General features: G+C 41.8%; 8 protein-coding genes. 1 reads left to right on the top strand and 7 read right to left on the bottom strand.

The genetic code is table 11. The annotated features are described in order from the left end of the window. Positions 1-238: 238 nt before the first annotated feature. A complete protein-coding gene (locus PLL47_RS06610; protein WP_324445405.1) occupies positions 239-1,273 on the bottom strand; it encodes a methionine synthase in 1,035 nt (344 codons plus the stop codon). Between the two features lie 188 nt (positions 1,274-1,461). Then, positions 1,462-2,502: a methionine synthase gene (locus PLL47_RS06605; RefSeq protein WP_324445404.1), complete on the bottom strand. Its 1,041-nt coding sequence runs from the start codon at positions 2,500-2,502 to the stop codon at positions 1,462-1,464. 448 nt (positions 2,503-2,950) lie between these two features. Here PLL47_RS06605 and PLL47_RS06600 point away from each other — a divergent pair, with 448 nt between their 5' ends. Then, entirely contained in the window at positions 2,951-4,708 is a 1,758-nt protein-coding gene (locus PLL47_RS06600; RefSeq protein WP_324445403.1) for an asparagine synthase-related protein, read from the top strand. A 167-nt stretch (positions 4,709-4,875) separates the two neighbouring features. Here the strand turns inward: PLL47_RS06600 and PLL47_RS06595 are convergent, their stop codons facing one another. The 5 genes from PLL47_RS06595 to PLL47_RS06575 all read right to left on the bottom strand — a co-directional run bounded on the left by PLL47_RS06595 (position 4,876) and on the right by PLL47_RS06575 (position 12,594). Further along, positions 4,876-5,283 (bottom strand): hypothetical protein, encoded by a 408-nt coding sequence (locus PLL47_RS06595; protein WP_324445402.1) that lies wholly within the window; start codon positions 5,281-5,283, stop codon positions 4,876-4,878. Positions 5,284-5,550: 267 nt separating this feature from the next. Next, positions 5,551-7,260, bottom strand: coding sequence for an arginine--tRNA ligase (gene argS, locus PLL47_RS06590; RefSeq protein WP_324445401.1), 1,710 nt, complete (start codon positions 7,258-7,260; stop codon positions 5,551-5,553). A gap of 231 nt (positions 7,261-7,491) precedes the next feature. Next, positions 7,492-8,739: a peptide chain release factor aRF-1 gene (gene prf1, locus PLL47_RS06585; protein ID WP_324445400.1), complete on the bottom strand. Its 1,248-nt coding sequence runs from the start codon at positions 8,737-8,739 to the stop codon at positions 7,492-7,494. A gap of 642 nt (positions 8,740-9,381) precedes the next feature. Then, the gene (gene twy1, locus PLL47_RS06580; RefSeq protein ID WP_324445399.1) at positions 9,382-10,413 is read right to left on the bottom strand and encodes a 4-demethylwyosine synthase TYW1; all 1,032 of its coding nucleotides are present in this window, start codon (positions 10,411-10,413) and stop codon (positions 9,382-9,384) included. Positions 10,414-10,566: 153 nt separating this feature from the next. Next, the gene (locus PLL47_RS06575; RefSeq protein ID WP_324445398.1) at positions 10,567-12,594 is read right to left on the bottom strand and encodes a DNA-directed DNA polymerase II small subunit; all 2,028 of its coding nucleotides are present in this window, start codon (positions 12,592-12,594) and stop codon (positions 10,567-10,569) included. Between the last annotated feature and the right edge of the window lie 309 nt (positions 12,595-12,903).

The raw sequence follows: 12,903 nt of genomic DNA, 5'->3' as shown, positions 1-12,903 counted from the left end.
GTCAAAAACCTTGTCCAGTCAGAATACTTAAATCGATTAAAAAGCTGCTGGAAAAGACTGGAAAATGAAAAAGACCACCCCTTAATTTCTACTGTGTTTTAGCATCAGTAGACCAATTTTATGAGATTTTCAGGATTTAGTAGAATTTCTACTGGAAAGAAAAGTGAGATCTGAACTGATTACAGCCTGGAGAAATTTCTGATTCTCAACCGGTTTTCAAAAAGAAAGTTTTTCAGGGTTAAAGATTTTCCCTGAAATTTTTGATACCCTGCGCAACGTTAGAAAGCAGGACAAAAGCTATTCTCTGGTTGGGCCATGCACCCAGACCACAGTCAGGACCCACATATTTAATCAGACTTCCAAAACGCCTGTAAGCCAGCTTCAGCCTTTTTGCAATGACTTCAGGAGTTTCCAGCTGCGAAACTATTTCAGGGAGGTACTGCTGATCCTTCCAGATGTTTGTACAGTACTTCTCATTGAGAATTCCTGCCAGGGAGTAGATATCCGTTCTTGCAATTCCGAGTCTCAGGAAAGAATCAGTATTTTCAAGGACTTTTTTGTCAATGAGCTCCAGGTAGGATGGAGTACCGGCAGATTCTACACCTATCACATTGATTGTAGGGGTCTCGCAGGCAAAATTATAATAGAGCGGCGAGTGAAGATGAATCTCCACATCAGCTCCCCATTTGCTGGCGGATTTGGAAGCTTCGGTAAGGGCAGAGATAACGTCGTTTTCGTCAAATGAGAGTTCAGGGTTAAGGCCTATGCTCGGCTCGTCAATTGAAACCGTTGCAATCTTGAAGTGTTTTGCAGATCTCATCGAGTTGCGGACGAACTTGTTTATGCTTTTAGCAAAAAGAGTATATATATCCGTATACCTGGTGCCTCCGAACTCTTTCAGGTAAAGCTCAGTTGGACCTGTCACGCAGATTCGGACCTTTAAGGTCTCCCCGAATTTTTCTTTGTAGGCCTTTGCGACCGTTTCTATAGCCTCAAGCTCTTCGATCCTTGCACACTCCAGTTTTACCTCAAAAGGACTCTCTGTGCAGTTAGAATCCCGGATAACCTTCAGGAACTGCTCGTTCATGTCCTGATACTGGGGATAAGTCGGAACCTCTACGCCTGCATCGATTTTCTGCTGAAAGGCGTCATTGATTACAGTAAAAAGTTTCTCATCTTCTGCTCTCGTTTTAAAGGCATTCTTGATCCATTCCTTACTGACTCCTTCAGGGAGTGGATAACTTCCTATGTCGTCAAAGATGATTTCTTGCATGATCTCTAGTAGACCTGTAAGGATTTATTATTATTGGAAAAACAGTAAAAGTATAAAATAACAGATGAGAAGTGCCATAAGAGGATCTTCTCAAATTAAAACAGTAAATCTCATATCCAGCGTTATTTTCCTGAGTTACTCCTTTTTACTGAATCATTCATTTTTCTGAACTTTTATTTTCGTAATTATTAACGGTTTTTCATCTCTGCATTAAATGCGTTGATGCCTTTTGCCGTATTTTCAAGCAGCCTGAATGCAAGTTCCTGGTCCGGCCAGAACGCCAGCCCGCAATCAGGACTTGCATATCTTATACGGTCTCCAAGAATAGAGTAGGCTTTCTCAAGCCGTTTCTGTACGAGATCAGGAGTTTCCATTTCAGTGACGATCTTCTGCATGTATTCTTTTTCTTTCCAGGCATTGACTCCATAGGTCTCGTTAACCATGCCTATAAGGCTAGAAATGTCAGTCCTTGAGACTCCGAGCCTTATGTAAGTATTAGAGTCCTCCAGAATTTTTTTGTCTAAAAGCTCTATGTAAGAAGGAGTTGCAGCGTACTCAAACCCGATAACATTGATAGGGGTCTCGCAAACAAGTTTGTACTTTAATGGAGAGTGAAGATGGATCTCCATATCGGCTCCCTGTTTTCGTGCGTAGGTAGAAGCCAGAGTAAGGGCAGAGATAATGTCAGAGTCAGAAAAATGGATTTTGTCATTCATTCCAAGGCTCGGTTCATCCAGAGCTATAACCTTGATTTTAAAGTTTTTTGCAGCTTTAAACGCCTGTATTATGAAACTCTCAATATCAAGAGCCATGATATGATACGCGTCTGCAAAAGCAGTTGCCCCAAAAGCCTGAAGGTAAAGGTCGGTAGGACCGGCAACACAAACCCTTACTTCCAGGGTTTCTCCTGTCTCTTCCCTGTACTGTTTTGCAACCTCATCAATTATCTCCAGCTCGAGGATTTTTGCGTTCTCTTCCTTTAAAACATAGGGCTCATAGCAATTCTTTTCGTCTCTGATGATGTCCAGAAACTGCCCGATCATATCCCTGAACTGCGGATAAGTGGGAACATGCACCCCAACATCTATTTTTCTCCGGAATGCCTCCCTTACCAGAGAAAAGAGTTTTTCATCCTCTGTTCGGGTTTCGGCTGCAGCTTTCACCCATTCCCTTGTAAGGCCTTCTGGCGTGGGGAGGCTGCCTCCATCAATAAAAGTGATCTCCTGCATATCTGGTATGTAAGGTCAATAAAGTATTATAAGTATTGGAATTACTCTGGGTAATAAATCTAAAAAAATACATAACAAACTTTTTTAACAGTAACAGTATAAATTATTTGTTTATTTGAATATAAAAAGAAATTTAAACCATTGAGGATTATGTAATAAAAAGGAATTTTAAGAGTTTTGCCCTGAAAATTCAATAAGAATAAAGCGACAATTATAGGGGAACAAAATTAAGGCTTGATTGGGGGAAAATAGCCAAAAAGCAGCTTAACTACTTTAAAATAAAGTGTGTGTTAGATCTTCAAATGTAAATCACTTTCTAGATAATATAATGGTAATATAAGAGTTTATTTCTGAAAAAAGGACTAAAGAAGATCCTGATATTATCGAAATAAGCCTCAGCATTCAACCATAGTTATGTATTTAATCAGAAATTTTGGGAGTGTGGGTTATGAAAACTGAAATAAAACTATTGAATGAGTATTATCCCTGGAGAGAAATAAAACTCAAGGGAGCCGAATGTTATTTTAAAGGAAATGTTTTTTTCGAAAATAAACTTCTGAGTCCAGAAAAACTTGCCGAGTTGATGTTCCCTTTAATATGTAAAGAAGGGCAGGATAAAGAAAAAGAAATCGGAGATTTTCTCAAGAAGCTAAATGGGGAGTTTGCATTTGTTGCTGAAACTGAAGATATTATGTTCTGTACTGCTGACAAAACAAGAAGTACTCCTTTGTTTTACTTAAAAACAAAAAACAGCTTCATTATATCAGACAGTGCCTACTACTTAAAAGATAAAACTAACTCACGCCTGAACGAAGAAAAGGCAGCAGAATTCATGGTCGTGGGTTATGTTACTGGCAATGAGACCCTTTTTGATGACATAAAGCAGATAAGGTGCGGAGAATTTTTAATTTATCAAAAAAATGAAATGTATCTAAAATCCTGCTGCTATTTTAAATTTTTACATGGAGATTATTACGACCTGCCTGAAGCCAGATTGATTGAAATGCTTGATCAAACTTTTGTAAACGCCTTCTCAAGGCTTATAGAAAGTACCAGCAAGCAGGGAAAGAAGCTGGTTGTGCCTTTAAGCGGCGGGCTTGATTCGCGCATCATTGTTGCAATGCTGAAGAGGCTTGGAGTCAATGATGTTATATGTATGAGTTATGGAAGAAAAGGCAGCAGGGAATCAAAAATAAGCAAACATGTAGCAGAAGCTCTTGGGTATGAGTGGGTTTTCGTAGAATCCACTGAGAAAAAATGGCATGATTATTACAATTCAAAAGAAGCCGATTTATTCCGTATATTGGCTGGAAATCTGTCGTCTTTACCGCATATGCAGGATTTTCCAGCCGTAAAAGAGCTGAAGATCCAGGGGAAAATTCCGGAAAATTCAGTATTCGTCCCAGGACACACCGGATACGGCACTCATATTCCCGATTCAACGAATTTCGATTCAGAAGCCTATCTTACAGCCTCTCTGAAAAAACACTATAATCTGTGGCCTTATGGGCAGAGACTCGAAAATATCTTCAAGCAGAGGATAAACAAATCAACATCAGGACTTGAAATCAAAGACAAAGAAACATTTGCAAATGCAATAGAATATTTTGATTCTAACGAAAGGCAGCCTAAATTTATCTACAATTCGGTCCGAGTCTATGAGTTTTTTGGATACGAATGGAGAATTCCGTTATGTGACACCGAACTGATTGAGTTCTTTTTAAGAGTTCCGGTAGAGTGCAGGATAAACTGTAACCTTTACAAAAAATACGCCAGAGACTGCCTGTTTTCAGGGAACCTGGAAATACTTAAAAGAATAGACTGCACTACTGATTTCCTGAACCTGAAGCCTCTGAAAGAGCGCTCAAAATATGAGAAGTTTCTTCATTACAGGAAATTTGTTCACAGTTACTATGATGAAAAAGTGGATAACCCTATATGGGGAAGATATTTCAAAAATCCTCTTATCTCAAGGCTTCTAATCAAAGTTTCCAGATATGAAAACGAAAATATTGAGGAATATCCATTACTGAAAACGATTCTGGAACACAGAAACAAAGAAAAGCGTCCTCTGTCAATAAATGGAGTGAGTTCCCTTGAATACCTTGTAAGCGTCAAAGGAGAAGCTTATGAGTCCAGACGCAAGAAAGTTCTTAAACCAGCTGGTTCTCCGACAAAAAGGCCTCTTTTATTAGATGATATCTAATTGGTGGCATAAAAATGAGCGAAATTATACCAAAAAAAGTTTTAGAATAGATTGAGATAAATTAACTGTAAAATATGGAGAATAAGGGCATAAAGAATTATAAAGGAAAGAGGAGGAAAAAGAAAAAGACTACGCCAAAAATATAATTTTCCCTTTTTTCCTGGCACTCAATACCTTTTCTTATACTTTGCGAGTACTTCTCTATTTGCCTCGAAGGCTTTCTCTTCGATGTAACCTTTTTCCAGTGCCCACTCAAAGAAAGTTTGGAGAACCTTTGCAGCTGTCCCAATAAACTTTTTGCCTCCTCCAACCTCAACCACATAATCTTCAAGAAAATCTTTAATCCCATCGGGATTAAGTTGTTCTGGGCTACAAACATCAAAGTAATTTTTGTTATCATCAGGTCGGGTGGCACAAAGGGCTCTGTCTTCTTCTGACAGGTAATCCTCAGCATTCAGTTCAAGGAATTCCTCGTAAAGAAGAATCACGTCCTCGCAGTCCAGGAAGGCATCAGCTTTCAGACTATCTTCCTGCTCACTCAAAAATTTCCGGAAAGCTTCGTTTATTGTAATCATACTTATCTCTGCAATGGCAATTTGTAGAGTAATATCTGTTTGCTATATAAGATCTTATATTTTTCTAGAAGATGTCGTATACAAAATTCTGCTACTGCTACTATATATCATTTTTCTAAAGGAAAATCAAAATACAAAATCAGAATAGCAAATCAAAATCAGGATAATAAATCAAAGGAAGAGAGAAAAGAAAGTAAAAGGGTATTTTTAATATTTTTCTTTTCTCTTACTCCTGCATCTCAGTTACCTTCGTTTCTTCATTCTTTTTTACATTGATTCAGGAGCGCCAATTCCCAGGGTATCAAGAGAGTTTGCAAGGACAATTCTTGCACAATCCACAAGAGCAAGCCTTGCAGCTCTGACTTTTTCATCCTCTGCTGCGATAACCGGAACGAAGCGGTAGAACTGGTTGAAGGCATCGGCAAGTTCACGGGCGTAGATCGCAAGAATGTGGGGTTTGAGTTCACGTGCTCCAAGGTCGATTATGCTGTCAAACATTGCCATCTTTTTAATAAGATCGATTTCACTGTCCTCGACAAGTAAAGATGGATCAATCTTTTCTTCAGGATTCCAGGCTGCTTCCTCTTTTGCTTTCTCAAGGATGCTGCATGCGCGGGCATGAGAGTACTGAATGTAAGGGGCGCCCTGCTTCTCAAAATCAAGGGCTTCTTTCCAGTTAAAGACCGTGGACTTCTCGGGTGAAACCCTCACAATGTCATAGCGGACTGCACCTATCCCTACCATTTCTGCAACCTGTTTCTTAAACTCGGCTGACGTCTCGGGGCGGCGGGTTTCGACCTGTTCAAAGGCAGCTTCAGTGACCCTGTCAAAGAGGTCATCTGCGCTTATGAACTGCCCGCGGCGGGTGCTCATGGAACCTTCAGGCAGAGAAACAAACTCAAAGATCACAACTTCGGGCTCTTTAATCCCGATAGCATTCAGGGTAGCCCTTAGCTGTCCGGAAATAAGCTTGTGGTCGGCTCCGAAAACATCAATTATGCGGTCTGCCTGCCCGGCTTTCCATTCGTGATAGGCAAGGTCGCGGGTTGTGTAGAGGGAAGTGCCGTTTGAACGCTGGATGACAAGGGTCTTTTCAAACCCGTAATCCGAAAGATCGACAACAAGAGCTCCTTTGTCCATTTTAGTCCTGCCGGTAGCCTTTATGCGTTCAACAATTTTGTGTACTGCTCCGGATTTAAGGAAAGTGGACTCACTTACAAACTCATCATGAACTACATTTAAGCGGAGCAAAGTTTCTTTGATTCCTGCAATAGCCAGAGAGACTGCCTTATTAAAATGTTCAATAGTCGTTGCATCCCCGGCTTCTACCTTTTCCATAAGCGCGTCAATTTCCTTTACGTATTCAGGGTTTTTGTCCAGCTCCACATTGGCTTTAATATATACGTCAGCAATTGCAGAATCGGACTTTCTGGAAAGATCAAGCTCAAAGCGTTCACATGCCCAGGAAACTACGGCAATCTGTCTGCCCATGTCATTAACATAGTACTGAACTTCCACATCGTATCCTGCACGCCTGAGGATGCGGGCAAGAGTATCTCCGATGATTGAATTGCGAATATGCCCTACATGAAGAGGACCATTTGGATTTGCTGAGGTATGCTCAAGGAGAATTCTGTCCTTTGGAGCTCCGCAGCCAAATTTTTCTTTCTCTTCACGGACAGCGGTTACTGTTCTGTCAAGATAGTGTCTGCCTGCAAAGAAATTGATATAAGGACCTGCGGCATTTACTTTCCCTACATAGGAGCCTTCTGGGATTTCAACTGCAGATACGATGCGCGATGCCAGATCTTTTGGGTTTTGCTTGTAAATGCCTGCAAGCCTGAATGCGGCTCTGCTCGCAAGGTCAGCATGAGGAGAGGTTTCGAATTGGAGTTCGGAATCCTCAACCTCAAATCCTACCTTTCGAATAGCTTCTTTTAAGATTGATGTAGCCTGAGCTTTGAGTTCCAGGAACAAGATAGATCACCTGTATAAATTATCTGTAAAAAACTAAAATTGCTCGATTAATCCTTACATTGATAGATTTAATCTGTCAAACTCTGATCTATTGATCGATAATGTTGATCTAGGATCTGATTAGTGTGATTGTTTTGATTTAAACTCCTGATCCATTGATCTAAAGGACAATTTAATTAAAAAAGTATTGGGTAAAAATTACCGGGTAGGGGACTTTGCCCCTGAGTGAGATCAGACTCCGGTACTGTACCTCAGGATTGCAGCTATGCCGCCAAAAGCGTTCATGAGCTGGGAACCCTCATCAAAGTCTGTGGATACGAAAACCACCGTTGCATTACTCTTGTCAGCAAGCTCTGAGAATTCGTCAACAACATCCGTAACATCCGTAACCTCAAGGGAAGACCCGCACTTGGGACAATTTCCAGCTGCAGGAGCAGATTCTCCAGGTTTCCAGCGCCGTGTCCACTTATTTTCATATCCGCAGACGCTGCATTTAGTAGTTACTCTTTCTGCACGCAGGTCTTCGGAAAGCAGAAGAACATCCACTGCATTGATCTCGAGATTTGCCCTGACCTGGGCTTCTCCATAAGCTACCTTACCCGAATCGGAGATAAGTTCCTTGAAAAAGGCTCTGACAGCATTCTTCTGTCCCATGAGTTCAAGGTCCTGAAGCTTTTCCCCTGCAGCATTAACAAGCTCTGAAAGCCCTGATTCGTCGGTGTATGCCGTATCAAAGAGCCCCAGGATTTTCTTCATGAGCTCGTGGTGCAGGAACTCCCCTGCATAGAACTCTTCTTTTGTCGGAGAGGGCCCTCCTATCAGGACACCTTTGAGGTCTTTGTGGTCAACAGACATGAAGACCTCACTTGCAGCATCTCCTATCCTCTTATAGAAGTCATGGATTGCAATGAGCCTGAGCTGCTGGAAACGGTGGGCACTCTGACCTCCTTTCCTCTGCTTTCCTGGAACCGTTGAAGTCAGGTTGCGGAAGGGCTGGATTCTCTTTCCCACCAGAAGCCCTATAGTTGCTTCTCTGCGGTCAAGAACCAGAAGCCCAAAGGTGCTTTTATCCTTAAGCATATCCTCCAGAGGTTCAAGGTAGAAAGATGAGTCACAGTGATACTTGTAAACAGTGATGGGCTCAGGAGGAACAATTACCTCACTTTCCATGCTTGTCTTGTTGGCTCCGATATCCACAGCACCTGTGAAGTATACTATTCCGTTCTCAGGCACTTTGTCAAGGTATCTGAGCCTTGAGAGCAGAGACTCAATTGCTCCCTGCACATTTGTCCTCGTGAGCTTGGACTTGATGTTTGCAGCCTGCCCATGCTCATCTTTTAACTGGTTTGTAACATCGAAAATTTGCTTGTCAGGAGGAATATAAAGGGAAATAAGCTCAGTACTTCTTCCTTTCTTATCCCTGAGTCCTTCAAGCTTCTTTTTAAATTCATATTTTTCGTGTGCGGATTGTTCAGTCATTTTAGAAATTCCCCAATGAATAAAGCAGTATGATTCGTGATTATCGTGAGTTTGTTAGCAAATTGAAATTTTAAGTTGCTTTGTTAGCCAGCTGAATTTAACCGTAGTAAATTCAGACATTATAAATTTAGTTATTAAGTAGAATATTTGTTTAGCATATCGGTTGCATACAACGGATAACTGGAGAACTTGATAAGGATAAATCACACAGTGAGTTCCCGTCTCACCCGAAATCCGGGTATAAAAACCGTCTGAAACGCGAAGAACCTTAGAGTGAGAAGTATACCTTTCAGAAGCCAGCATCCCAGCAAGCCGATAAGCCATTCGCTAAAGCCTGCATTTATGCTGTGCAAAACTGACAGGTTTCACACTCTTGTGATCGCACTAGATATGAGACATAATCTTACTCAGACTGTATGTAATAGTTAAAAGTTTGTTTAATTTAGATTAGTTATCCTCTACCGGGATCATACCCTAATTGAAACTTAGGTTTATATTTGTTTCTATCCCCTAACTTATTTTATATATTCAAGCAACTATAAAAATCTTCTTGTCTGCTGGCTTTCTGAAAGTAGGTTTCTTAATAGCAGAGATTAGATAAAAAAAGTTAGTTAAAAAACGATAAGATGTAAGAATTTAACCTTAGCAAGAAGCCTTTTTTACGGGAGATTTTCTTCCGTCTCTTGAAAGCAGGACAACCCTACTTATTTCGGAATCATCAGCTATTTTATACCCCAGATGCTTTGCAAGTTCTTTTGAGAATTCAAGCACTTCTGAATGTGTCGGCATGGCAGAGCGGTCCAGTCGAAGGCGAGAGAAGCCAAGATGCATATAGGCTTTTATTTCAACAAAATCCGGCGAGGCTTTTTTAATCAGATCTGCATAACCTTCTGGATTAAACATATTCTCACCCTTAACCAGAGTGGTCCGGATGACTGTTCTTGAGGATTTCTCTTTCATTATTTCAAGAGACTCGTTTATCCTGTTCCAGAGTTCAGGAGATTTCGGCTGGCAGACCCTGAGATAGGTCTTAAGGTCAGGAGCATCAAGGCTCATGTATAACTGGGAAGGATTGACCCTTGCAAGCATCGAAGGGACAGTCCCGTTTGTTACCATAAAGGTAGTAAATCCTCTTTTCTGGTATTCCTCAATGAGTTCCGGGAGATAAGGGTAAAAAGTCGGCTCCCCGGACAGAGAGATTGCAACATTATTCGGTTCATTGCCCTCAAGCCAGCGTTCCCTGAGCGCATTTGGGGAACCGCCAAAACCTGTAATCAATTTGCGCTGGCAGGCAATGCTTTCCTCAACTATTTTTTCAGGAGAATCCCATTCTCCGGGTGCAGGGACAGGCACTTCGGTCGGGCGCCAGCAGAAAAGGCAACGCTGGTTGCACATGAGAGTTGGAGTCATCTGGAGGCATCTGTGGGACTGGACCCCATAAAATTTCGATTTATAGCAGAAACCTTCGTCGTTCATGGCTTTTCTAAGCCAGAGACAGGTCTTCACTGCTGAATGGCGACCTGCAAGGGCATAGCCCTGCTTTTTAAGAAGGGTCTCAAAATCAGGGATATCAAAGGGAAGAGAAGTCTGCTCTTCACCCCGGCTTTCTTCCAGGACTTCCGGCAAGCTCTCTCCGGAATTTTCCTGTTCTTCCTTTTTTTCTTCAAGCGGCATTTTCCGGATATTAATTCTTTGTGGTATATATAAGGATCGGAAAATAATTTTAGAGAACTGCAGGGAACTATAAGCAGAGAATTAGAATTCCCAAACATTAGAGCGCTCAGGTTCTAAAACCTGATTTAATTGATCCAATTCAACCTACCTTATTTAATCGAACGCCAGGATTTTCACATCAAAATCCGCAAGATCCACAATCGGAACACGAGCTGGCACTGGCATCAGATTTACACGTTTCTGGAACTCAGTCTGTGCCTGCCAGGTACCGGAATTTACCAGAAGGACATTTTTGTAGCGCTGGACCCCCAGTGTGTGGACGTGCCCTGTGTGGATTATATCAGGAACAGGGTCAATAATGAAATAGTCCTTTTTTTCCGGGGATATCGAAACCCTGCTTCCATATGTTGGAGCAAGATGTCTGCGCTTAAGCATTTCAAGGACTGCACCTGCAGGCTCATGATATGAAACTCCGGGAATGCTTGCCACCAGGTCGTCGATCGACCTCCCGTGATAGATAAGGATTCGAACGCCGTCAAGATCCACAAGAGCAGGGTTGCCTACAAAAGTGACATTCCCCGGAAAATCTGCACAGATCCTCTCAGGCAGGGCGGGCTGCGGTTCTGCCTGGCGTACAGCATCGTGATTTCCCGGACTTATAATCACATGGATGTGTTTGGGAACTTCCCTGAAATACTCTGCCGCTTTTCTGTACTGTTCATAGACGTCCAGAATATCAAGTTCCATTTCCTGGTCCGGATAAATTCCAATTCCATCCACCAGATCTCCTGCAACAACGAGATAACGGACCTGGGCAGCAAGCTCCCGCATCTCTTCCGAATCAGATTCTCCTTTTAAAAAGTCCAGAAAATCAAGCCACGCTTCTTCCAGAAACTGAGAACTGCCTACATGCACATCCGAGATGAGTACAGCTTTTCCGTAGCTTCCCGTCCTGCGCTGGACGCTGTTAGGAACATCCGGCTGGAGGATCTTTGTAGCCATCATAAGGCTTCCGTCATTCGTCACCGAACCTGTTACTCCGATAACCTCGTCCAGAAGAAGCCGTGAAGCCAGTTCAAAGAGTTCTTTGTCGCTGTTTCGGATAAGCACTGAAAAAGAACCTGTAGAGTCTTCAAGAGAAAGAATTTTATGCCCGTTATTGGTGCTGCTGATATCTGAAATCATTCCTATGATAGCCAGCTCCTCGGTACCTCCATCTGATCCTCGGCGAAAACTCCTCCTTTTCAAACTTTCTATAGGGCGCGCATTCATCCTGCCCCTTAAAATCTCAGAGAGCCTGCTGTACCTATCCCTGAAGTACTGCACAAACTGCATGTACTCCCCAACACAGGTAGAATGCCCGGTGATATCAGAAAGCACGGTAACAGGGTTAAGGCCTGAAATATGCCTGACTCCTTCTGCCCTGGAACTTGAAGGAAAAACACTTCCCTTGTTTGAGAAAAAGGAGTCTGTCCTGGAAACACGGTTAGTAGCAGAAAGAGAAGTAGAGCCTGCCTGCCCGAAAAAAGAGGAAACCTGCATTTCTGAAGAGGCAGAGGAAATGACAGAACTGGAAAGAGAACCACGAGCAGAATTAACAGTTGATGCAGTGACAAAATTAGAAGACTGCGGCTCATTAACAGAATTGGAAACAGGATCAACTTCAGGAGCAATAGAATCGGCAACTGACTTAACAACATATTTAGCAGAAAAATCAATAGAAGGCTCTTGAGAAGAGAGAACATCAAAATCTTTTTCGGGATTGTTGTCCGGTACATCAAACCCGGAAACCACTTTTGGCTCAACACTTGAAGTTAATCCTGCTTCCTTAAGAGCATTTGAAAAAGGGTCAGGAACTTTTAGCATTTCAGAATTTACGGGTTCCAGGGCGGGAGAGGAAATCTCATCTGAAGGCCTGCTCCCAGGCATGCTGCCGGATGGTGTTTTAGAGAGTGTAAGAGGGGATTGCCCGGAAGTAATTCCGAAAACTGTTTTCGAAGATTCAAAGCCTTTCAGGTCGATATGTTCGGGTTCGATAACGAAAATACAGTCATCAATAGTTGAGAGGATATATTTTAGAAGGTTTTCAGGGGAGTTACTTGATTTGATTAGCTCTACTGCCAGCGGGCTTATTTGATACCCTTCTTCTGTAACTGCCCTCACAATATCGATTTCATTCATAATTTCGACCTGATTTCTCGACCGGGTCTCTTGACTGCCTGATCAATTGGACCTGTATGACCTGAAACTTATCAACCTGAAGTCAAAAAGATTTAAGGCAAAGACCCGTTTAAAATATAAAAAATAATCACATACAAAACTAATTCTATACAAGCCCAATAACATGGTATAGTTTTAGTAATTTTTTCATTCTCAAAATCACTTGAGAACTTCCTGTAATATCATAATATCGGTATATATGCCCATATACTACATTATCATTGGTCATCGGTTAAGACCTTCTTTTCCTCTTGCAATAGTGTTTTTCAT

Origin of the sequence: Methanosarcina sp., assembly GCF_035390745.1 — an archaeon.
Lineage (GTDB): Archaea > Halobacteriota > Methanosarcinia > Methanosarcinales > Methanosarcinaceae > Methanosarcina.
The sequence above is the reverse complement of the archived record's forward strand: the minus strand, read 5'-3'. Positions and strand labels throughout refer to the sequence as shown.

Coding starts and splice junctions, on each gene's coding strand:
- PLL47_RS06605 (WP_324445404.1), bottom strand. CDS start 2,502: ATGCAGGAGATCACTTTTATTGATGGAGGCAGCCTCCCCACGCCAGAA.
- PLL47_RS06610 (WP_324445405.1), bottom strand. CDS start 1,273: ATGCAAGAAATCATCTTTGACGACATAGGAAGTTATCCACTCCCTGAA.
- PLL47_RS06595 (WP_324445402.1), bottom strand. CDS start 5,283: ATGATTACAATAAACGAAGCTTTCCGGAAATTTTTGAGTGAGCAGGAA.
- prf1 (WP_324445400.1), bottom strand. CDS start 8,739: ATGACTGAACAATCCGCACACGAAAAATATGAATTTAAAAAGAAGCTT.
- PLL47_RS06600 (WP_324445403.1), top strand. CDS start 2,951: ATGAAAACTGAAATAAAACTATTGAATGAGTATTATCCCTGGAGAGAA.
- twy1 (WP_324445399.1), bottom strand. CDS start 10,413: ATGCCGCTTGAAGAAAAAAAGGAAGAACAGGAAAATTCCGGAGAGAGC.
- PLL47_RS06575 (WP_324445398.1), bottom strand. CDS start 12,594: ATGAATGAAATCGATATTGTGAGGGCAGTTACAGAAGAAGGGTATCAA.